Source organism: Listeria monocytogenes ATCC 19117, assembly GCF_000307025.1.
Lineage (GTDB): Bacteria > Bacillota > Bacilli > Lactobacillales > Listeriaceae > Listeria > Listeria monocytogenes_B.
This window is the reverse complement of the sequence record NC_018584.1, coordinates 277,654-302,428: the sequence shown is the minus strand read 5'-3', so window position 1 is coordinate 302,428 and position 24,775 is coordinate 277,654. Positions and strand designations below refer to the sequence as shown.

14 protein-coding genes and 1 pseudogene are annotated in these 24,775 nt (G+C 36.6%); all 15 read right to left on the bottom strand.

The window, feature by feature from the left end; genetic code table 11:
• Positions 1-116: 116 nt before the first annotated feature.
• Positions 117-1,256 carry an ArgE/DapE family deacylase gene (locus tag LMOATCC19117_RS01495; RefSeq protein ID WP_003734541.1) on the bottom strand — a complete coding sequence of 380 codons (1,140 nt, stop codon included), beginning with the start codon at positions 1,254-1,256 and terminating at the stop codon, positions 117-119.
• A 133-nt stretch (positions 1,257-1,389) separates the two neighbouring features.
• On the bottom strand, positions 1,390-2,889 hold the full coding sequence (locus LMOATCC19117_RS01490) for a leucine-rich repeat domain-containing protein (protein ID WP_003734540.1): 1,500 nt from the start codon (positions 2,887-2,889) through the stop codon (positions 1,390-1,392).
• A 211-nt stretch (positions 2,890-3,100) separates the two neighbouring features.
• Positions 3,101-4,806 (bottom strand): annotated as a pseudogene (locus tag LMOATCC19117_RS01485) (InlB B-repeat-containing protein).
• 208 nt (positions 4,807-5,014) lie between these two features.
• On the bottom strand, positions 5,015-6,661 hold the full coding sequence (gene inlH, locus LMOATCC19117_RS01480; protein WP_003734538.1) for an InlH/InlC2 family class 1 internalin: 1,647 nt from the start codon (positions 6,659-6,661) through the stop codon (positions 5,015-5,017).
• A 405-nt stretch (positions 6,662-7,066) separates the two neighbouring features.
• Positions 7,067-7,471, bottom strand: a complete 405-nt coding sequence (locus LMOATCC19117_RS01475; RefSeq protein WP_003728064.1) for a hypothetical protein — start codon at positions 7,469-7,471, stop codon at positions 7,067-7,069.
• Positions 7,452-9,227, bottom strand: a complete 1,776-nt coding sequence (locus LMOATCC19117_RS01470) for an ATP-binding cassette domain-containing protein (RefSeq protein ID WP_003734537.1) — start codon at positions 9,225-9,227, stop codon at positions 7,452-7,454. Before LMOATCC19117_RS01470 ends, LMOATCC19117_RS01475 begins: the two co-directional genes overlap by 20 nt.
• The gene (locus tag LMOATCC19117_RS01465) at positions 9,224-10,885 is read right to left on the bottom strand and encodes an ABC transporter ATP-binding protein (RefSeq protein WP_003734536.1); all 1,662 of its coding nucleotides are present in this window, start codon (positions 10,883-10,885) and stop codon (positions 9,224-9,226) included. Before LMOATCC19117_RS01465 ends, LMOATCC19117_RS01470 begins: the two co-directional genes overlap by 4 nt.
• A 51-nt stretch (positions 10,886-10,936) precedes the next feature.
• Complete coding sequence (locus LMOATCC19117_RS01460) at positions 10,937-11,380, bottom strand: hypothetical protein (protein WP_003728067.1); 444 nt, start codon at positions 11,378-11,380, stop codon at positions 10,937-10,939.
• A 215-nt stretch (positions 11,381-11,595) separates the two neighbouring features.
• Entirely contained in the window at positions 11,596-13,056 is a 1,461-nt protein-coding gene (locus LMOATCC19117_RS01455) for a glycoside hydrolase family 1 protein (RefSeq protein WP_003728068.1), read from the bottom strand.
• A 65-nt stretch (positions 13,057-13,121) separates the two neighbouring features.
• The gene (locus tag LMOATCC19117_RS01450; RefSeq protein ID WP_003728069.1) at positions 13,122-13,667 is read right to left on the bottom strand and encodes an HAD family hydrolase; all 546 of its coding nucleotides are present in this window, start codon (positions 13,665-13,667) and stop codon (positions 13,122-13,124) included.
• A 75-nt stretch (positions 13,668-13,742) separates the two neighbouring features.
• Positions 13,743-17,348 carry a DNA-directed RNA polymerase subunit beta' gene (gene rpoC / locus LMOATCC19117_RS01445; RefSeq protein ID WP_003728070.1) on the bottom strand — a complete coding sequence of 1,202 codons (3,606 nt, stop codon included), beginning with the start codon at positions 17,346-17,348 and terminating at the stop codon, positions 13,743-13,745.
• Between the two features lie 170 nt (positions 17,349-17,518).
• Positions 17,519-21,073, bottom strand: a complete 3,555-nt coding sequence (rpoB, locus tag LMOATCC19117_RS01440) for a DNA-directed RNA polymerase subunit beta (protein WP_003723045.1) — start codon at positions 21,071-21,073, stop codon at positions 17,519-17,521.
• Positions 21,074-21,318: 245 nt separating this feature from the next.
• Complete coding sequence (locus tag LMOATCC19117_RS01435) at positions 21,319-21,564, bottom strand: hypothetical protein (protein ID WP_003728071.1); 246 nt, start codon at positions 21,562-21,564, stop codon at positions 21,319-21,321.
• A 65-nt stretch (positions 21,565-21,629) separates the two neighbouring features.
• Complete coding sequence (gtfA, locus tag LMOATCC19117_RS01430; protein ID WP_003741344.1) at positions 21,630-23,072, bottom strand: sucrose phosphorylase; 1,443 nt, start codon at positions 23,070-23,072, stop codon at positions 21,630-21,632.
• On the bottom strand, positions 23,073-24,770 hold the full coding sequence (locus tag LMOATCC19117_RS01425; protein WP_014929013.1) for an alpha-glucosidase: 1,698 nt from the start codon (positions 24,768-24,770) through the stop codon (positions 23,073-23,075).
• Between the last annotated feature and the right edge of the window lie 5 nt (positions 24,771-24,775).

Below are 24,775 nucleotides of genomic sequence, written 5' to 3'. Positions count from 1 at the left end.
TAGTACTAAACTGTATTAAAAGCAAGAAAAAAGCCTAGCACCTGTTTACAAACAAATACTAGACTTTTATTTAATTACGTATTTTATAGCGAAAAATAAGTAAAGTTAAAGTTCCATCACGATAAAAACTCGGTGGCAATTCGTTTGTAAACATCTACCATCTCCAAATAATTCTCTATAGAAACATTTTCGTTTACTTGGTGAGGGGTTTCGTTTCCTGGTCCAAAAATAATCACTGGGAACTCTTTCTTAGCTTTGGTAAATTCTGCTGCATCGGTTGTTCCGGAAATACCGAGTAATGGGATTTCTTCTTTGACAATGTCGCTTGCTACGCTCTTAGCAATGTGGACTAAATCCGAATTTTTATCACTAAATACTGGTTGTTTGTCATAATCAAATATTAATTCTAGATTCATATTTTCCTGTTTGTTTAACTTATTGATAATCTTCACTAGCACTTGTTTCACTGTTTCATTATCCATTTCTGGAATCGAGCGAATATTCCCTTTTAGTTGCGCTTTTTCAGGGATACTATTGACTTGATTTCCACCATCAATTACGGTGACATTATGAATAAAATCGCCTAATATTTCGTTAGTAGCATCAATTGATTTCACGAATTTTTCTACTTCATTATAAAATAGCAACAAGTTGTCAATCGCATTAACACCAAATTCCGGCATCGAACTATGCGCATTTTTACCAGTGGATTTAATGGTATAATTAATGGAACCTTTATGCGCATAAACAATCCGGTGTCCACTCGGTTCGCCGATAATCAAGCCATCTAAATCATCTGCGTAACCTTTTTGCGTTAGTTGTTCGGCTCCAAGTTCACCGACTTCTTCACCAACCGTTGCTAATAATCTAATTTTGCCATTTAGTTTTTGTTTTTCTTCATGAAGCTCAATCATTGCAATAATCATCGCCGCTAGACCTGACTTCATATCCGTCGCGCCACGTCCGTATATTTTCCCTTCATGCTCTGCTGCTTCAAAAGGTGGGAACTTCCACTTCGAGACATCACCCGCATCAACGACATCCATATGCCCTGAAAACGCCAAAACTTTCTCGTCACTGGAACCAATTTCGCTAACTAGGCTGGCTCTGTCTACGTCGTATTGTACCTTTTCGGACTCAATACCGTGTTCAGCTAACAACTTTTGCAAATAGTTCGCAACTTGTTCTTCATGCCCATTAGTCGAATCAATATTCACAATGTCTTTTAAGATTTGAATTTTTCTTTGTCGTTCCATGTTTACGCCCTCTTTCTTTGAATTCCACTCTATGTTTTCCCGTTCCATAAAAAGGCAAACTCATCCTCCTAATCTCCAATCAAAAAATGGCTTAGCTCCTGCATAATTCACAGAAGCCAAGCCATTAATCGAATTATTTTGTTTGACGTTTTTTGCTGAATAAAACTAAGCCCATACCGATAAGAACTGCTCCTACAAAAATGGGAAGCACATTCCATTCGTCCCCAGTAATTGGTAACTTGATGTTAACTTTATCATCACTTGAACTGTTCGGATTATTTGTTCCATCGTTATTTTCTGTTGGTTTTACAGTGATGGAATTGCTAGCGTCGGGTTCTACATTGATGGAATTATCATCGTTTGGTTCCACATTAATTGAACTACTAGCATTTGGTTCTTCGTTCTCAGTGAACTTAGCATATAAAGTTATATCACTAGCAGGCATTTTATCTACCGCAAAGTCCCATTTATTCCCATTCGTTTCTGCGTCATACCAGCCATCGAATGTATATCCTTCCTTGGTTGGAACTGTTGGTTCTTCAATTAATTCATTCACAACTACTGTCAAACTTGTTTGCTCTCCGTCCACATCAAAAACGGCAGTGTAAGCCTCTGTTAATGGTTGGGTGACTGTTCCACTGAAAGGAACTGTTGCATTTTTGAAAACGACTGATTGGTTAAATGTGTAACTAACACTATTAATGTAGCTGTTTAAATCCCACGTTAAATCAGGACTAGTATATGTTCCATTGTCACTAATAGTATCAGGTGCAATAAGCTCACCAGAAAGGCCTTTTATCACATTTGGAACAATGATTTTATTTTGATAATATACGGGTTGGTTGGTAATTATTTGATCCGTCAACTCAATAATAGATAAGTTGGGAATATTCGCAAGGGGACTCACATCGCTAATTTGATTCTCTCTCAAGTAAACTTCTGTAAGACTAGATAAACTAGCAAGTGGCGAGATATCGCTTACTTTACAATTTTCAGCGTTTAATATGGTTAGTTTAGATAAATTAGCAATTGGGGTTAAATCGCTCACTTGGGTATATCCGAGTGATAATGTTTGCAAGTTAGATAAAGCTGCTAGTGGACTTATATCCGTTATTTGATTGATATCCAAATTTAATTCCTGCAAATTGGTAAGACCTGCAAGGGAAGTCACATCGGTAATATCTGTATAAATAAGATGCAACATTTTTAGACTTTTTAATCCCGCAAGCGCACTTACATCTTTTAATGGATTTCCGGATAATCCAAGCTCTGTTATTTTCGTTAAATTTGCGAGCGGACTTACATCGGTTATTTGGTTATCTGTTAGTTCTAGTTCTGATAAATTAGTTAAGTACTGCATTCCTTCTATCGTTGTTATTCCCGCAGATTTTGCTGATAATTGAGTTATACTATCTAAATCAGTTTGCGTAACTTCATCTGTTACATCCGCTTTTTCGAGAAGTGTTTTCACATTATCAGCAACCACTGGATCAGTAAAAATTTCATTGATAGGGGTTGGTTGTTCAATTACCGCTGCTTGTACTTCTTTTGAGCTCATCCCAACCCAAAAAGTAATTGCCAATACTGCTGCTAAAGTCACTACGATTCTTAATATTACTTTGTTTCTTTTCATTAAACTATCTCCTTTGTATGATCGTTCTGCTTTTAGAAATTTGTATGTTCTCGTAGTTGAGTTACTATATTATAGCGTAGTAGGTTTTCATTCAATCACTAAAATTAGACTTGTTACCGTTTTAGTTGTGACGTTTAGATGAATTTCTTTGCTAATAAAAAAACAGCCGAAATCTATAGAAAAACTATAGACCTCAGCTGTTTTTTTGTTGTTATTTTACTTTGATTGTTTTGCGGAGAATAAGCGTTGCTGTTCCTAACAAGAAAACTCCTACAAAAATTGGAAGCATGGTATTTTCGTCCCCAGCTGTCGGAAGCGTGGTATTTCCACCTGAATTGCTTGGGGTACTTGTCCCATTGCCATTTCCTGTTGGGGTAACCGTTGTTGGGTCATTGGAATCTGGGGTGGCATTTTTAGTAAACTGGGCGTATAGCGTTATATTTCCAGCTGGCATTTTGTCTGTCGCAAAATCCCATTTAGTTCCACCTGTTTTAGCATCATACCAACCTATGAACGTATAGCCATCCTTCGTTGGCGCTGCTGGTTCTTCTAGCAAGCTTTGATAAGTGACTTTTTGCGTCGTTAATTTCCCATCGATATCGAATGTGGCTGTATAGCTATTAATCGTGAACTGCGCGTATAATGTGATGTCTTCTGCTGGCATTTTGTCTGTCGCAAAATCCCATTTATTCCCGCCAGTTTTCGCATCATACCAGCCTGTGAAAGTGTATCCTTCTTTCGTTGGAGCTGTTGGTTCTTGAAGCAATTTCGTTTCTTCCACTACTTCATTTGTTTTCACTCCATCTACGTCAAATGTCGCTGTATAAGCATTGTGAAGTGGTTGGGTCACTGTTCCGCTAAAAGAACCCTGTGCTAATTGTTTATTAAATGTGTAACTTACTTGGTTAGTATAATTAGCCAAGTTCCACTTAATATTCGGGCTTGCATAAACACCATTATCGCTAATTGTATCTGGTGAGATTAACGCTCCCATTTCATCCTTAATGTTATTGGGGACCACAAGCTCTTGTTGGTACAATACTGGTTCACTCGTTATTTTTTGATTGTCTAAAGTAATACCAAAAAAATTAGGTGAATTAAAAAGTGGTTGTAAAGAACTAATATCACTGATTTGATTTTCAGCTAAAAATACATAGCTTAAATTAGCCAAATCGCAATTGGGGTTACATCACTGATTTGATTTTTATCTAGTCGCATAATTTCCATAGCCCCTAAGCTTGAAATAGGACTCAAATCACTTATTTGGTTATTGTCTGCAGTTAAATGACTTAACTTTGCTAAGCCAGCAATTGGGCTTAAATCACTGATATCATTATAATCTATTCCAAGACCAATTAAGTTTTTCAAACCTGAAACTGGGCTTATATCCGTTATTTGATTGTTGCTTAGTTCTATGGTTTCTAGATTGATTAAATTACTAACTCCATTTAACTGTTTTATTTGATTTCCAGCTAATCTTAATTGGTGCAGACTTGTCACATTTGCTAGTGCACTTATATCGCTTAATTGATTGTCATTTGCTTCTAATATCCTTAATTTAGATAGTCCTGCAAGTGAATTTAAATCCGTTATTTTATTATTATTTAAAATTAATGTATCTATATTATTTAAATACTGCGCCCCCTCTAAAGAAGCTATATTGCTACTTTCTGCCGTTACTTCACTTATAGAATCTAGCTCTGCTTGTGAAACGTCAGATGTAGTACTAGGTTTATTTAAAGTTGCTTTTATTGCGTTTGCTAAATTCTCATCTGTAAAAATTTCATTAATTGGCGTCGGTTGATCAATTACTGCCGCCTGTACTTCCTCTTTTGAGCTAGTCCCTACCCAAAAGCTAATTGCCATTACTACAGCCAGAGTTACCAAGATACGTAATGCTGTTTTTTTTCTTTTCATTAACTTATCTCCTTTATAATATTATTCTATTTCTTAGGACTGTGTATGTATTCATAGCTGAATTATTTCATTATAACTTAATCAAATTTCGTTTAATCACTAGAATTAGACTCATTATTGATTAGTTGTGACATTTAGATGAATTCCCCTATTAACAAAAAACAGCTGAAGTCTATAAAGAAACTATAAACCGCAGCTGTTTTTGTTGTTATTTCACTTTGATTGTTTTGCGGAGAATTAGCGTTGCTGTCCCTAACAAGAAAACTCCGATAAAAATTGGAAGCATAGTATTTTCGTCCCCAGCTGTTGGAAGTGTGGTATTACCGCCTGAATCACTTGGATTACTTGTACCATCACCATTTCCTGTTGGGGTATTAGGAGTTGGATCATTTGGATTTGGGCTATCATTTTTAGTGAATTGGGCATATAGTGTAATATTTCCCGCCGGCATTTTACCAGTAGCAAAATCCCATTTAGTTCCACCCGTTTTAGCATCGTACCAACCTTTGAACGTATAACCTGCTTTCGTTGGCGCTGCTGGTTCTTCTAACAGACTTTGATAAGTGACTTTTTGCGTCGTTATTTTTCCATCATTGTCAAATGTGGCAGTATAGCTATTAATCGTGAACTGCGCATACAATGTGATATTTTCTGCTGGCATTTTGTCCGTGCTGAAATCCCATTTATTCCCGCCAGTTTTGGCATCATACCAGCCTGTGAATGTGTAACCTTCTTTCGTTGGTGCTGTTGGTTCTTTAATTAATTCATTCGCGCCGACTGTCACACTTGTTTGTTTTCCATCCACATCAAAAACCGCAGTGTAAGCTTCTGTTAATGGTTGGGTAACTGTTCCACTGAAAGGAACCGTTGTATTTTTGAAAGCGACTGATTGGTTAAACGTGTAGCTAACATTATTAATAAAACTAGTTAAATTCCATGTTAAATTTGGACTAGCGTATGTTCCATTGTCGCTAATAGTAGCAGGTGCAATAGGCGCGCCAGAAGGACCTTTTACTACATTAGGAACGACAAGATTATTTTGATAATACACGGGTTGGTTGGTAATTGTTTGATTTGTTAAAGTGACTATAAATAAGTTCGATAAATTAGCAAGTGGGCTGACATCACTAATTTGATTATCTTTCAAATGAACTTCTATAAGGTTAGGTAAACTCGCAAGTGGCGAAATATCACTTATTTTATTATCATCAGCTCTTAAAGTCGTTAGTTTAGATAAATTAGCAAGTGGGGTTAAATCATTTACTTGGTTATTTCCGATTGATAAGTATTGTAAATTAGTTAGTCCTGCGAGCGGACTTAGATCGGTTATTTGATTGAGGTCCAAATATAATACCTGCAAATTGGAAAGACCTGCAAGTGGAGCCACATCTGTAATTTGCGTAGAAGTTAAATCTAGCGTTTTAATGCTTTGTAACCCAGCAATTGCGCTCACATTTTTTAACGGATTTCCAGATAATTCAAGCTCTGTTATTTTCGTTAAATTTTTAAGAGGAGTTAAATCAGTTATTTGGTTATCTTTAAGTTCTAACCCTATCAAATTATTTAAGTATTGTATTCCTTCTATCGTTGTTACTCCAGTATTAAATGCTGATAAAGTAGCTATTCCATCTAAATCTGCTTGCGTAACAGTGTCTGTTACATTAGATTTTCCAGTCGCTGTTTTAACTGCATTCGCAAGAGCCGGATCAGGGAAAATAACATTAATTGGGGTTGGCTGCGCAATGCTTTCCGCGCGAACCTCCGCACCTTGACTTGTCGTTACATATAGACTAATACCGAGAATAGCAGCTACCATTAAAACTAGTTTAAATACAGAATTCCATCGTTTTTTCATAGTCTCTCTCCTTTTATTTAAATTAAAACCATTAATTGTTCTAAATAAATCGTTAATATTAGATACCCTTTTTTAGATTTACTTAACAAAAAAAGGGATTACTTTTTTGCCTTCTTATAATTTGACTGAGTATATAATCCGGTGTCGAATACACCTCAGCGCTGCATTATTTTGGATGGTTTAGCATAAAACATTACTAGCCTTTGGTGAATAATTATAACAGAAGATTCCTACCACTTTTTCCCGCATTAGACCCTTCTGTGCGAAAGATGTGACGATTAATTGAATATTTTTGTTCAGTGCCGTGTGGATTGTTTTTTTGTTGGAAGCAACAGTTTATTCTGATTCGATAAAAAAAGACAAGCAACAAATTACGTTACTTATCTTACTAACGTATAAAAAAACTTAATTTTTTTTGAAAACAGCTCTTTTTTGTATCTCCTTAAACATAAGATAGCCATCGGTTTGTAAGTAAGGAATTGGTAATAAGGAATTTATAGCAATAAATAGGCTAAAAATCTTTATAAATATAAAATCAAACCCTATCCATATTCCCATTGTCAAATTAATAACGGCAGGCATCAATAGAATGAGTGCTTGCTTTCCTAATCCCCAATTTGAATCTTCTTCATAAGATACAGAACAGTTAATGACAATGGGTGAAATAGCGACTTTTCTTACATTAAGGAAGAAAAAGTTACCTATTACTACCTTACCTATCTTTCCCTTAAAAAGTAGGACAAAGAAAATGTGGGCTAATTCATGCAAAACTAAGACTATAACCCAACTTTTATAAATTTCTAAAATCATTCTTCTTATCCCGGTAACTCATTAATAGTAATGTGAGCATAAACATGATAGCTGAACCCCCCAGTGTCGGAAGTATCATTAGCATACCTATATTATCCCCAATAATAACTCGACTTACTAACAAGCACGCAGGCATACTCAACAAAAAATCTAATATCATTATTACATAAATAAACCGTTTATTCTTTCTCGGTGTAAAATTCAAATTAGACATATCGTTTAAAAAGCCATTAATTAAACTAAATGATTTTCTTCCAAAAATAAAAATCAACACAGATACTATAAGAGAAAAAATTACTGATATAAGAAGTATTTTTGCTAAATTTTGTTTATAAAAAGCTACTTGCGAAATACTATCCACATAATTTGAGGCATATTGGTAGCTTGGTCCATGAACTTTTAAATAGTTTAAGAGTTCATGTTGGTTTTTACTAGCTAGTTTAATGGAAATAATAGAAAAATTAGGGTTATCATAATTTTCTTTCTCAAGCTTTAACAATATATTATTTAATTTCTCAGAAGTCTTATCCTCAACCTCAACAGTTCCTTTACTCACTTGTTTCGAATAAGAGATCGCTGCTACTGGAGAGTTAACGATACCGACTATTTCATACAACTCATTTTCAAATTCTAATTTATTACCTATAGCTGATTCTTCACTAATATCATCATGGAAAAATTTTTTCAGTTGAGCAAAAGATAACGCGATTTCTTTAGCATCGTCTTTTGGAAAACGTCCTTTGGTTAAGTGCATTTTAGTAACAGGAAAAGCATTTACATAGTTAGGCGAGTCTGTAATTATTTCCGGAAGAGCCAAAACTTCAAACTTGGAATTATCCAAAACAAATTCATTTATATAGCTTTCATCTACAACATAAATTTGTTTGATATAGTCTTTGTCTTGTAATTCAATCAACTCATTTGTAGTGAGATGATTAGGTTCCTGAAATTCATCTTCAATTTCACTTTCCGTCATTTCAATATTAAAATATCTAGAATAATTCTCCGCAATATCCATCAACTCAAAGTTATAATCACTAGTTAAATTCTCTTCTATTGGAACTGATCGTAAAATAATAGTGGAGGTAATATTGGTTAATAAGATCGTTAGTACTATAATAAACGCAAACATCAAGAAGTTAAATTTTGAACTAAGTAAATATTTTAAAATTCTTCCAATTGAAACAACTCTTTTACTATTAACTTGAATCTCGTTCTGCTCTATTTCAACATTAGACGATACTTCTATCCTATCTTTATCTACAAAAATAGTTTTATCAAAAAAATGCTCCAATCGAGTATCATGACTAACTAAGTAAATAATTTTCGTTTTTGCTAATTCACTTAAAATATTAGCAAGTATCTCCGAGGACTTGTTATCTAGATTATTTGTAGGTTCATCTAGAATAATTATAGAAGAGTCCAAAGCTAATGTTCTCACTAATTCTACTTTGACAAATTCTCCGCCGCTTAATAATTGGATATCTTTTTCTAAGTAGCAGTTATCTACAGAAAACAATTCGCAATACTTTTGAACTAAGCTCGGATTAGTTTTTGGGAAGTGTAAATATTTCTCTACACTAGTTTTATATTTCCAATTTTTTTGCGCAAAGTAAGCTACATCTTTTACTTTATTTGTGTTATTTTTTAATTCATTTTCAATAAAGGTTGTTTTTCCGCTTCCGTTACTACCTGTAATTGTGTAAATACCTGGTTTAGTGATAGAAAAAATGCTAAATTTATTTATTTTATTCATATAATCGCCTTTCTAATGTTGTTTTTAATTATTAATGGTATGACGATGTAGGCAAAAAAGAAAAATATCATTACTACACCTATTATGGCGGTAATAAGTACCGAATGAACAATACTCCACATAATTAAAAGAAAAATAACAGTACTAATAACCGAAAAGATTTTAAAGTTTGTAATAAGATACGTTTTTTTTCTGAATTGAAGTAGCTCTTTTTCATTATAGCCATAATAAGTCAATGTACTATAACTATTTTTATAACTAACCTCATACATAATTAGTAAAATTAATAATACTAAGAGTAGTAAGCATATAAGAAGTGCTACTTTTTTTATCAGCATAACTGCATTACTGTATTGATTAACCTCAGCATTTAATAACTCTGGTTCATATCCTTTAATAAATATTTTTTTAGCATATAGTTTATTTTCTGCTAAGAAATCATAAAATGATTCTTGAGCTTTTAATTGCACGTATGCTTCTGTAATTAAAACATCTTGTTGATTTACTTTTTTCAAAATTTGCGCATACACGCTAGGATTAAATTCTATTTCTACCTGATTTGATTGCAAAGTATTACTATAATGAAGTTCAAATCCTAGCTGCTTAATTTTAGCTTTTTTAATTTCTGTTAAAGTTAAACTTTTAGGCACGTGGAAAGATGGACTATCACTATTTTTATAGTAATTTTCGTCATTACTAATGAATTCTGTCTCTGCGTTCAACTTTAAATCTCCACGTAAAGCTTCCATCATTACAGCTTTAATATTGATAAATTCTTCTGTTTTTGGATCATATAATTCTAAATATATTAACTCTTGATAAGTATCTTTTTTCAAATTAATCGCTTCTTCATAATACTCGTCTTCATTAATGCGTGTTTCTTCTGTGAAGAACTTAGCTTTATTAAATTTAGTTGCTGATTGTATAAGCATCGTATTAATTGCTTCATTATTGTCATAAGAAGAAGCATTAGTGCTGTATATTGTAGCAAGTTGATATGTACCTTTTTCGTTAGAAGGACTTGTTTCTTCAGCATTTGTTTTCAGTAAAATCACTAAAAAAATAGCGAAAATCATCATACAAATTAAATAGAAGATATATAAGAAATAGGTCCTTCTAGGTTTAATTTTGATAATGCGCGCTTTCGAACTTTCTTTATTAAAGCTGAAACTATCTGCTTCGTAACTTTGATTCTTCTTTATTTCTATTTTTTTATCATATTCAGTAAAACGATCATCATGCGTAATTAATAGTATTATTTTAGATTTTGCCGCTTGATAAATAATTTGTTTTGCTTTCTCAAATACATCTATATCTAAGTCATTTGATGGCTCATCTAATATCAATACTTCTTGATTTGACAAAATAGCTCTTAGAAGGTTAACTAATCTTTTTTCTCCCCCACTAAGAAATTTACTTTTTTTAGTTATTAAATAGTCTAATTGATGTTCTTCCAGAAAATTAATAACCGTTTTTTCTGCGATTTCGTTCATACTAATATTGGTTAAAACCGTCTCATACTCCAATATTTGATTATCATCTTGCTTCATCATGCAACTAATACTTCTGTTAGCTTGAAGTATTTTCTTAGCTAATGTTGTTTTCCCTACTCCATTTGCCCCAATAATTATATATAATCCGTTTTTAGTTATATTCACATTGATATATCCTTTTATTTTCTAGATGAATGAAGAGCCTTGTTGTTATTGTTAAATTACGAATAAATCTACAATAAGTTGTGATTTTACATTTTTATTATTTTTCTTTTCTAATTTATATGAAAATTTATCTTTTCCGCCTGCATAGTGACCATAAAATTCCCCGTAGTATGTATTATTTCTTGATGTATATCCATCTTTATACATTAATACATACCTATCATTATTTTTTTTGCTGTATATACTATACTTTGTCTTAACAGTTCCAGAAGTTTGGTTCACACCATACTTCACACTGCCCTTTGTCCAATGCTTCTTTGTTTCTATTGCACAAACAGTTTGATTTTTTTGAAATCCAGTTTTCCACTGGGAACTAGAATCCACTCCTCGAACATTATATCTATTCTGGGTGATGTTTACTGATAAACTGATCACAGAAACTAATAAGCCTGCTATAGCAATAACTATTGCCCATGTGACACGTGTTTTTTTCATGTTGTTTCCTCCCTCTAGTTCGCTCTCCATTCATCCAAAAAATTGTATCACAATGATTTGTGAAAAACAACACAAAAGAGAAATTAGACCTAATTGTTTTAGAATTTTCTATCTAATTATTAATATTTTTTAATTTAATTCATGCTAAAAGATAAATACTTCGCTTTTACATTCATAAAAAACAGCCCCGCCAAAGCGGGACTGCTAACTTTCTATTAAACTAAATCTTCACCATTTGTCTCAATTACTTTTTTATACCAGAAGAATGAATCTTTGCGGGAGCGTTCTAATGTTCCTTTGCCCCAGTCATCTTGGTCTACGTAGATGAAGCCGTAACGTTTGGACATTTCGCTTGTGGAGGCACTTACTAGGTCGATAGGTCCCCAGCTTGTGTAACCAATTAAATCTACGCCGTCTGCAATTGCTTCTTTCATTTGTTCGATGTGTTTGCGCAAGTAATCAATTCGGTAATCGTCATGGATTTTGCCGTCTTCTTCCACTGTATCATAAGCACCTAAGCCATTTTCCACGATGAAAAGTGGTAATTCGTAGCGGCTATAAAGATCATTTAGTGTCCAGCGTAAGCCTTTAGGGTCAATTTGCCAACCCCAATCGGACGACTCCAAGTATTCATTTTTCACGCCACCCATTAAGTTCCCGGCAGAGCGGTCGCCTTCTGGGCTAGCTGTTGCGGATAGGGACATGTAATAGCTGAATGAAATGAAATCAACTGTATGTGCTTTCAAGATTTCGTCGTCGCCAACTTCTTTTACGATGTGAATGTCGTTCTCTTGGAAGAAACGATTCATGAAGCTTGGATATTCACCGCGAGCATGAACGTCTGTGAAAAATAGATTTTGTTGGTTTTCGTATTGTGCTTTTAGGATATCATCTGGGTTGTTAGTCGCAGGATAAGTCGCCATGCGCGCTAACATACACCCAACTTGTGATCCAGGAATAATTTCATGCGCCAATTTTGTTGCAAGAGCACTGGCTACGAATTGGTGATGTCCTGCTTGATAAGAAAGTTCAAGTGGATTCTTCGCGTCTTCTAAAAGCACGCCACCACCAGTGTATGCGCTAAGTGAAATAACATTGATTTCGTTAAAAGTTAGCCAATATTTTACTTTGTTTTTATAACGTTTGAAAACTGTTTCCGCATAGTTCGTGAAAAATCCGATAACGCGACGATCAGCCCAGCCGTTATATTTTAAAGTAAGATTTAGTGGTGTTTCATAGTGAGAAAGTGTCACAAGTGGCTCAATGTCATATTTTAATAATTCATCAAACACTTTATCATAAAATTCAAGGCCTTTTTCATTCGGCTCTTTGTCATCACCATTCGGAAAAATACGCGCCCAGTTTAGTGATAGTCGGAATGTTTTAAAGCCCATTTCGGCAAATAATGCGATGTCTTCTTTATAGTGATGATAAAAATCAACGCCATCACGTTTAGGGAATCTACCTTCTACTTTCCCTGCAATAATTGCTTCGATTTCTGCTTTAGATACATCTAATGCATGATCTTGTGTGCGTTCTTCTTTTGGAATGAATTTGACCATATCTGCTGTGGAAAGGCCTTTACCATCTACATCGTAAGCGCCTTCAACTTGGTTCGCAGCAGTTGCTCCACCCCATAAAAATCCTTTTGGAAATTGTTTTTTCACTTCAGTCATTTCGTTCGCCCCTTCCGGCTAATTTCTTCTACTTTTTTAGTTTACTCTGTGTAATGCATTACAGGTCAAGCAGAAATTTTCTTTAATAGTAAAAGGGCTTCGGGAACATCAGCTAAGTCCCAAACTGGGATAACAAATGGCGGCGCGACAAGAGGTAGGCGCTCATCTTGCAAACAAACTTCTGGGTTTTGCAGCCAAATCGCATGGATTCCTGCACGATTTGCACCAATAATATCACTTTCGAATGTATTTCCGACCATGACTGCTTCCGTTTTATCAATTTGAAGGGCATTTAGTGTGAAATCAAAAATAGTTTTGTCTGGCTTTTCCATTTTCCCTGGTTGTAATTCGGAATTGGAGGCGTAAATGAAGTCAAAATAATCGATGATACCAAAATTAGTTAATACGCGCTTAATTACTTCTGTGTCACTTGTTGCGGTATTGCTGAGGATTGCTTGTTTGAATCCGAGTTGTTTTACTTTTTCAAGCGTTTCTTTGGCATTTTTCCGTAGCACTACTTCTGGATAAGTATCGAGAGGGTGATGGTCGTATCTTGTGTTTGGTACGGTGTTTAATGTTTCGCCCATATCCCAAATAACATGTGTAATCAAATCACTTCACTCCTTTTTCTAGAGTATAACAAAAAAAGCCAAGTGTACGCGAACGGCACACTTGGCTTTGTAAGATTAAATATTTGTGATTTCGTCAGTTACTTCAGCTGTTTCCTTGATAACTTCGGATTTCAGTTTGCGGTAACGACCAATACCTGTACCAGCTGGAACAAGTTTACCTAGGATAACATTTTCTTTAAGTCCTAGAAGCTCGTCACGTTTTCCTTTGATTGCAGCATCTGTCAAGACACGAGTTGTTTCTTGGAATGATGCAGCAGACAAGAAGGAGTCAGTTTCAAGGGAAGCTTTTGTGATCCCTAGAAGAACTGGACGACCTGTTGCTGGTTGGCTACCACTTAAGATAGCGTCGCGGTTGGCTTCTGTAAACGTATGAATATCCATTAATGTACCTGGTAAGATGTTTGTATCACCAGTATCCATTACGCGGATTTTACGTAACATTTGACGAACCATTACTTCAACGTGTTTATCGCCAATTTCTACCCCTTGCATACGGTAAACTTTTTGTACTTCTGCAAGTAGATATTCTTGAACGGATAATACGTCACGAACACGAATCAAGGCTTTAGGATCCACAGAACCTTCAGTTAGAGCTTCCCCACGTTCTACGATAGTTCCTTCTTCTACACGCAGGCGAGCAGTGTAAGGAATGTTGTAAGAACGGCGGTCATCTGTACCTTGGATAGTGATTTCTTGTTGACGATCACGACCTTCTTCGATAGAAACAACTTCACCGCCAACTTCAGTGATGATAGCTTGCCCTTTCGGATTACGTGCTTCAAAAATTTCTTGAATACGTGGAAGACCTTGCGTGATATCGTCTCCGGCAACCCCACCTGTATGGAAAGTACGCATAGTAAGCTGAGTTCCTGGTTCCCCGATAGATTGAGCAGCGATGATACCAACTGCTTCTCCAACTTCGACTTCTGTACCAGTTGCCAAGTTTTTACCATAACATTTTTTACATACGCCGTGTTTTGTATTACATGTGAATGCAGAACGGATAGTTACTTCTTCAATACCAGCGTCAACGATTTGAGTGGCAATTGCTTCTGTAATTAAGTCATTTTCACGTGCAATAACTTCTTTTGTTTCTGGGTGACGAATTGTTTTACGAGAATAACGACCTTCCAGACGTTCTTCAAGTGGTTCGATGATTTCAGTACCTTCACGAATAGCCTTAATTGTAAGACCGCGGTCAGTGCCACAATCGTCTTCACGAATGATAACATCTTGAGCCACGTCAACAAGACGACGAGTAAGGTAACCGGAATCGGCTGTTTTAAGGGCTGTATCGGTAAGACCTTTACGCGCACCATGGGTAGAAATGAAGTACTCTAAGACCGTTAAACCTTCACGGAAGTTAGATGTAATCGGCAATTCTACGATACGTCCGGATGGGTCAGCCATCAGTCCACGCATACCAGCTAGCTGTGTAAAGTTGGAAATGTTACCACGAGCTCCGGAATCTTGCATCATGAAGATTGGGTTTAAGCGGTCCAAACTCAAGATCAGTTTTCCTTGGATTTCGTCTTTGGCAGCATTCCATACGCCGATAACGCGTTCGTATCTTTCATCATCTGTAATCAGACCACGACGGAATGATTTAGTGATTTTTTCAACTGTATCATGTGCTTTTTCAAGAATTTCATGTTTTTCTTCAAGTGTTAAGATATCCGCAATACCTACTGTCATACCGGCCTTAGTCGAGATTTTGAAACCAAGATCTTTCATACGGTCAAGCATTTTTGAAGTTTCGGTAATATGGAATTTCTTGAAGACTTCCGCGATAATGTTACCGAGGATTTTCTTCTTGAATGGATCGATTAGTTCTTGTGCAGCAATGTGAGCACGCACATCTGTTGTAGTATCAACGAAATATTTAGCTGGTGTTTCGATTTCTAAGTTGAATTTCGTTGGTTCATTAATATAAGGGAACGATTTTGGTAAGATTGTGTTGAAAATCAATTTACCAACAGTCGTAATTAATAATTGGTTGCGTTGTTCATCAGTGAAACGTTCATTTGGAATCGAGCCAGCAAATACAGCAATACGTGAATGTAAGTGTACATAGCCGTTTTGATACGCAAGTTGCGCTTCATTAATATCTTTGAAGATAGTACCTTCGCCGACAGCATTTTCACGTTCTAAAGTAAGGTAGTAGTTACCTAGCACCATATCTTGGGAAGGTGTTACAACTGGTTTACCATCTTTAGGGTTCAAAATGTTTTGCGCTGCAAGCATTAAAATACGTGCTTCTGCTTGTGCTTCTGCGGATAAAGGAACGTGAACCGCCATTTGGTCACCATCAAAGTCAGCGTTGTAAGCTGTACATACAAGAGGGTGAAGACGGATTGCGCGACCTTCAACTAGAGTTGGTTCAAATGCTTGGATACCAAGTCTGTGAAGCGTAGGCGCCCGGTTAAGTAATACCGGATGTTCACGGATAACTTCTTCTAATACGTCCCAGATTTCTGGAGCCATACGTTCGATTTTACGTTTAGCGCTCTTAATGTTATGTGCTAAACCGCGTCCAACTAATTCTTTCATAACAAATGGTTTGAATAATTCAAGTGCCATTTCTTTTGGAAGACCACATTGGTACATTTTTAAGTTAGGTCCAACGACGATAACGGAACGACCAGAATAATCGACACGTTTACCTAGTAAGTTTTGACGGAAACGACCTTGTTTCCCTTTAAGCATATGAGAAAGGGATTTAAGCGGACGGTTACCTGGACCTGTTACTGGACGACCACGACGACCGTTGTCAATTAGAGCATCGACAGCTTCTTGTAGCATCCGTTTTTCATTTTGCACGATAATGTTTGGTGCACCTAGATCAAGTAGGCGTTTCAAACGGTTGTTCCGGTTGATTACCCGACGATATAAGTCATTCAAATCACTTGTTGCAAAACGGCCACCTTCAAGTTGTACCATTGGACGAATTTCTGGTGGGATAACTGGTAGCACGTCAAGTACCATCCAGCTTGGGTTGTTGCCGGAATTACGGAAAGCTTCCATAACTTCCAAACGACGAATTGCACGAGTACGACGTTGACCTTGTGCAGATTTTAGTTCTTCTTTTAAATCATTTGTTTCTTTTTCTAAGTCGATATCGGCTAAGATTTTTTTGATTGCTTCTGCGCCCATACCAGCTGAGAAACCTTTACCATATTTTTCGCGGTAAACGCGGTATTCACGTTCAGATAAAAGTTGTTTCTTTTCAAGTGGAGTATCGCCTGGTTCTGTAACCACGTAAGATGCAAAGTAGATAATTTCTTCTAATGCACGTGGGGACATATCCATAACAAGACCCATACGGCTTGGAATTCCTTTGAAGTACCAGATGTGAGAAACAGGAGCTGCGAGTTCAATATGGCCCATACGTTCACGACGGACTTTTGATTTCGTTACTTCTACTCCACAACGGTCACAAACTACGCCTTTATAGCGAACACGTTTGTATTTACCACAAGAACATTCCCAGTCTTTCATTGGTCCAAAAATTCTTTCACAGAATAAGCCATCACGTTCAGGTTTAAGCGTTCTGTAGTTGATGGTTTCAGGTTTTTTTACTTCACCATGAGACCATGAACGAATTTTATCTGGAGATGCCAGACCGATTTTCATATACTCAAAATTATTAACATCTAACAAGTGCCCAACCTCCTAAATTAGTTTGGAGCATTCGCTTTAGGAAGCGCTTGGGGATTCCCGCACACTTCCCAGACTTTTCAGGTAAAGTCTTAGCGATCGCTTAATTTTATATTTTGCAAAAAACAAATCATTGTTTCTTATTGTTTTGGAGTCTCAATTATCGAACCGAATTACTCAGTCTTTTCAGCGGCTGCATTTTCCGGTTGTACGATATTGAAGGCATCATTTTGATTAGTAAAGTCGTCATCATCCATGTCACGCATCTCGATTTCTTCTTCGTCTGCGGAAAGCATTTTAACATCCATTCCAAGACTTTGAAGCTCTTTGATGAGTACTTTGAAGGATTCTGGCACACCAGGTTCTGGAACGCTTTCGCCTTTAACAATCGCTTCGTAAGTTTTCACACGACCAACCACGTCATCGGATTTAATCGTTAGGATTTCTTGAAGTGTATAAGCAGCACCATAAGCTTCCAGTGCCCATACTTCCATCTCACCAAAACGTTGTCCACCAAATTGTGCTTTACCACCAAGCGGTTGTTGCGTTACTAGAGAGTAAGGTCCAGTTGAACGCGCATGAAGTTTATCATCAACCATGTGGGCAAGTTTGATCATGTACATTACACCTACAGAGATACGGTTATCAAATGCTTCACCAGAACGTCCGTCATAAAGAATTGTTTTCGCATCGCGGGCCATACCAGCTTCTTCCACTGTGCTCCAAACGTCTTCTTCATTCGCACCATCAAATACTGGTGTTGCAACGTGAATTCCTAAAGCACGAGCAGCCATACCTAAGTGTAGCTCTAGTACTTGTCCGATATTCATACGAGATGGTACCCCTAGTGGGTTAAGCATGATATCAACAGGTGTTCCGTCTGGCATAAATGGCATATCTTCTTCAGGTAAAATACGGGAGATAACCCCTTTGTTACCGTGACGTCCGGCCATTTTATCGCCTTCGTGGATTTTACGTTTTTGTACAATATAAACACGTACTAATTGGTTTACACCAGGTGGTAGTTCGTCGCCTGCTTCACGTGTAAAGATCTTCACGTCAAGCACGATTCCTCCGCCGCCATGAGGTACACGTAATGAAGTATCGCGAACTTCACGTGCTTTTTCACCAAAGATAGCGTGTAATAAACGTTCTTCTGCAGTTAATTCGGTAACTCCTTTTGGTGTTACTTTACCAACTAGAAGGTCGTTGTCTTTTACTTCAGCACCAACACGGATAATTCCACGTTCGTCAAGGTCGCGTAAAGCATCTTCCCCAACGTTTGGAATATCACGAGTCATTTCTTCAGGTCCGAGTTTTGTATCACGAGCTTCTGATTCGAATTCTTCAATATGAATCGAAGTATAAACGTCATCTTTTACAAGACGTTCACTCATGATGATCGCATCCTCGTAGTTATAACCATCCCAAGTCATGAACGCAACTAGTACATTACGACCAAGAGCAAGTTCACCGGAATCCATCGATGGACCGTTACCAAGGATTTCCCCTTTAACAACGCGGTCACCTTCCGCTACGTTTGGACGTTGGTTATAACAAGTACCTTGGTTAGAACGAACAAATTTACGTAAAGTATATTTATCAATTCCGCCAGTTACTTCTTTGCCATCCACTAGAGATACACGACGAACCCAGATTTCGCGAGCTTCAACGTGTTCTACAATACCGTCATGTTTGGCAGTTACAGCAGCACCAGAGTCTTTTGCAGATACGTGTTCCATACCTGTTCCAACAAATGGAGCTTCAGGGTGCATAAGAGGAACTGCTTGACGTTGCATGTTCGCTCCCATTAGCGCACGGTTACTATCATCGTTTTCAAGGAACGGAATACATGCTGTCGCAACAGATACAACCTGTTTAGGCGATACATCCATGTAGTCAATACGTTCTTTTTCTACCGCTAAGTTTTCTGAACGGAAACGAGCCATAACTTCTTCTTCTGTGAAAGTACCTTGTTCGTCTAATTTCGAGTTCGCTTGCGCTACTACGTAATTATCCTCTTCATCCGCAGTTAGATAATCAATCTTATCAGTAACACGGTTTGTTTCAGGATCTACGCGGCGGTAAGGCGTTTCGATAAAGCCGAATTTATTTACCTTCGCAAAGGAAGAAAGGGAGTTGATCAAACCAATGTTTGGTCCCTCTGGCGTTTCAATCGGACACATACGACCATAGTGAGAGTAATGCACGTCACGTACTTCATAACCAGCACGTTCACGCGTCAAACCACCAGGTCCAAGCGCTGAAAGACGACGTTTATGCGTAAGTTCGCCAAGTGGATTTGTTTGATCCATGAACTGAGATAACTGCGAGCTACCAAAGAATTCTTTGATAGAAGCAACTACTGGGCGAATATTAATCAATTGTTGCGGTGTAATTGTAGTCATATCTTGAATAGACATACGCTCACGAACTACACGTTCCATACGGGATAAACCGATACGGAATTGGTTTTGTAAAAGTTCACCAACAGAACGAAGACGACGATTACCTAGGTGATCGATGTCATCTGTATCGCCAACACCATGTAGCAAGTTAAAGAAGTAGCTAATGGATGAAATAATATCAGAAGGCGTGATGTGTTTTACGTTTTCTTCAATATACGCATTACCAATGATGTTGATTTCTTTTTCTTCATCATTTGGTGCGTAGATTTTAATAGATTGAACGAGTACGCTATCTTCCATAACTCCATCAGTTGGACGAAGTGTACGGAAACCTACACCGTTTTCTAAATTAGGAATAATTTGATCTAAATTACGACGATCCAAAATGTCACCTTTAGAAGCGATAATTTCACCAGTTTCTGGATCCACTAAAGTTTCTGCTAATGTTTGGTTGAATAGACGGTTTTTCAGATGTAATTTTTTGTTGATTTTATAACGTCCAACGCTTGCAAGATCGTAGCGTTTTGGATCAAAGAAACGAGAAACTAGTAAGCTTCTAGCGTTATCAACTGTTGGGGGTTCACCCGGACGTAATCTTTCGTAAATTTCTAGAAGTGCTTTTTCAGCATTGTCAGTGTTGTCTTTTTCAAGCGTGTTGCGCAAGTAGTCATTGTCCCCGATTAAATCAATAATTTCTTGATCGGAACCAAAGCCTAGTGCACGAAGTAAAACAGTTACTGGTAATTTACGTGTACGGTCAATACGAACGTGTACAACGTCTTTAGCATCTGTTTCGTACTCAAGCCAAGCCCCACGGTTAGGGATGACAGTAGAACCAAAGCCTTTTTTACCATTTTTGTCTAGTTTTCCATTGAAGTAAACACCTGGAGAACGAACTAATTGGGAAACGATAACACGTTCTGCCCCATTAATAATGAACGTACCCATTTCAGTCATTAGCGGGAAATCACCCATAAATACTTCTTGGTCTTTCACTTCGCCGGTTTCTTTGTTGATTAGGCGCAACTTCACGCGTAGTGGAGCCGCATAGTTTGCATCACGGTTCTTAGATTCTTCTACCGAGTATTTCGGTTCTCCAAGATCGTAATCAATGAATTCTAAAGATAAATTACCCGCAAAATCCTCAATTGGCGAAATATCGCGGAACATCTCACGTAGCCCTTCATCTAAGAACCATTGGTAAGAAGCTGTTTGAATCTCAATTAAGTTTGGTAATTCAAGTACTTCACTGATTCGCGCAAAACTTCTACGCGTACGATGCCGTCCATATTTTACATCATGTCCTGAATGTCCTGACAAACTATTCACCCCTCAAATTAATTAAAAAATTTATAAGCACACTTGTTAATTATGGTTGCGAAAACAATGGAACCTTCCGTATCCGAGGTTTAAGACGCTAGCAGTTTTTTGCTACGTGCAAAATATACTGGCTTAAACACCGTGCATCAAAATTTTCCTTTTTGTTTCTAATCTTGGCTTGCAAACACGCATCCAAGAAGCATTTCCAGAGTTAACATAAGTGGAACTTTCGTACAAAAAATATTCTATTTAGACAAAAAGAAAGCGGATTTCATATTGCTGAAACTCCCTAGAAAATAATTTTCCTTAAAAGTGTCAGTACAAGACGGAAAAAGTTTATACCGTTTTGTATTTTTGAAAGCCACATCTATGTCTTCTATTTTGCCAAAATCGATTGCAAATGCTTGATTTCCGACAGCATTTTCGCTTAATAATAAACACAAAAAAACAGTTTCGATTCTTTTGGCATTATATAATAATACAATAACCATTAGCCAATGTCAATAGAAAATAGAAATAAACACGAACGAAGAGGCTCATTCGTGTTTATAAAATGTTAAATTAAAATATTTCTTTCATTTTCGCTGATTTGGAATGTTTTAGTACTTAAATTTGCTTTTAATGTCGCTGTAATTTTATTTGTTTTGTTTTTGCGAATAATAACGATTTCATTTGAGCTAGGTGTCTCAATTTCTATACTTCCTTCCAAATCAAACGCTTCAGAAGTATTTCTAAACCTCAGTAAATTGCACAACGCTTTAACAACTGGTCTTTTTACTTCATTTTTAATTTCATCTATTGTGTAGTAATGACGATTAATATTACGCCCTTCTTTTGTTTCCTCTAAAAGGTCAATATCATTTTTGCCAGCAAGTAAACCAACATAATAAATTTGCGGAATCCCCGGCGCAAAACATTGAATTACTCTCGCTAACAAGTAACTTTTATCATCGTCACCCAAAGCACTATAATAGGTACTATTAATTTGATAAATATCCAGGTTATTATATTTTTCAGAGGAATATATCTTTTTAACATTAGCTCCTATTTTGTATAATTCTGCTGAAGTATAATCGAGTTCCTCATCTGTTAATAAATCGCGTGCATCCACAACGCCAATGCCATCATGCGTATCTAAAGTAGTAAATTGCTTCATCGGACTCATTTCTAACCATTTAGCTAAACGTTCCACTCGGCCACTATATAACGAGTACAGCATCACCATGGGTAACGCAAAATCATAGATATAATAATCATGGTTCGCGATTTTCATTTGGATGGAATAATGTTCATGAATTTCTGGTAATAATTCCATGTCATATTTGGCCGCTTCTGCTTTCACTTCATCCAGTAAATCCCAAATTTCCGGTTCTACAAAAAAATCATTTGTATCTAATTTTTTAATTGCATAAGCAAAGGCATCAAGACGCAAAATAGAACAACCATGTGCAGCCATATTTTTTATCGTTTGACGAATAAATTCTTTTGTAACTTCGGCTGTCACATCTAAATCAATTTGTTCTTCCCCAAAAGTATTCCAAACTAATTCCGTTCCCCCATCAGCAAATTCAACTTCTTGAAAAGGCGCCTTATCTTTTCTCTTATAAATTAAATCTAAGTCTTTTTCATTTGGTCTACCCGGAGGAAAGAAATCATTGATACGAATAAACATATCTTTATACTTTGAGTTTAAATGCTCTTTTTTAAAATCTTGAAAGAAGAGTGATTCGCGAGAAATGTGATTAATCATAAAATCAAACATTAAATAATACTTTTCGCCTAATTTCTCGATTATTTCCCAAGAACCTAGGTCGCTATCTACTGTTGTGTAATCACTTGGCGCAAACCCTCGATCTCCAGTGGATGGAAAGAACGGCAATAAGTGAATCCCGCCAACAGCATCTTCAAAATAAGTTTCCATCACCTTGGATAATTCTTCCATATTTTTCCCTAAACTATCAGAATAAGTAATTAACATAGCTTTATTTTTAATTTGCAATCAGTCTACCTCCAAAACCCTTGAGAAAACGGCACCTGTATATGCAGGTATTTCAAGGACATTTTCTACCATTTCTGGCAACGCTACATTAGCAAGTACCTGTTCATAATTACCTTCAATGCATAATTGATTTTCAGAATCAGAAAAATTCACGATGATTAAGAGCTCAGCGTCATCTGTTTTACGTTTGTAAGCAATAACTTCATCACTTGATTCTACTGGCAGTAATTCTCCATAAACAGCCACTTCTTTATATTTACTAGAATCACTTCTTAACTGGATTAATTTCTTATAAAAATTCAATACGGAATTATCATCGATTTGTTCCTGCTCTACGTTAATATCAAGGTAATTAGGGTTTGCTTTCAACCAAATTTCATCTGAGTCGGAAAAACCAGCGTTCTTTTGATTATTCCATTGCATCGGTGTTCTTGAATTATCCCTACTACGCCGATACATTCCTTCAAGTGCTTCTTCCGGACTCATTCCAGAGAGAATTGCGCGATGGTATTGATCGTGCGTCGCAATATCGTTATAATCATCTATACTTTCCATCCGAGTATTACTCATGCCAATCTCTTGTCCTTGATAAATGAACGGCGTACCGTGCAACATCATAAATAACGTGCCTAGCATTTTTTTGCTACGATCATCTTGGTATTCTTGAGGTAAATACTTATTTATCGAACGCGGTTGATCATGATTTTCTAAGTATTTTGCCCCCCAACCATTTCGCTGTGTCACCAGTTCATTGGTAATTATTTTCTCTTTTAATTCTTTTACTGTCCATTCTGAATTCTTGAACCATTCGCCTGTTTCAGGAGTATCAATATCTGTATAGCTAAAATCAAACACCATACGGAAATGACCATTTTCACCTATAAATTCAGAAAGTCTTTCTTCAGGCACATCCGCCTCAGCCACAGTAAATGCATTATGTTTTTTAAATGTCCGTTCGTCAATCTCCTTGAGCCACTCTTCAATTCCCGGCTGATTTAAAATCCAATGACCGATGAAAACCAAGCCATCTTCCCCGTCCGCTGGGAAAGTACCGTACTCAATTCTTTTCTTCAAATTTAAAATAGCATCAATTCTAAAGCCACCTAAACCTTTTTCAAGCCACCAGTTAATCATTTGGATACATTCATTACGCACTACAATGTTTTCCCAGTTTAAATCTGGCTGTTTTTTAGAAAAAGCATGTAGGTAAAACATGTTTTCCTCACCTGGTACGGCTTCCCACGCAGATCCCCCAAAATAAGAACGCCAATTATTAGGCGGGTTTCCATTTACACCCTCTCGGAAAATATAATAATCTCGATATTTACTTTTTGGGTCAGCTATTGCTTTTTCAAACCATTCATGTTCATCAGATGTATGGTTTACCACCAAATCCATCAATATTTTTATTCCTAATTTTTCTGCCTTCTCAATTAATTCATCCATATCACTCATCGTTCCAAACATTGGATCAATCTCATAGTAATCAGAAATGTCATAACCACCATCATCCATAGGTGATTTATAGACCGGACAAAGCCAAATCACATTAATACCTAAATCTTTCAAATAAGGAAGTCGTTCTATAATTCCTCTAATATCTCCAATACCATCCCCATTTGAATCTTGAAAACTACGCGGATAGATTTGGTACACTACCGATTCTTTCCACCATTCTTTCGTTTCTGTTATTTCCACTATTA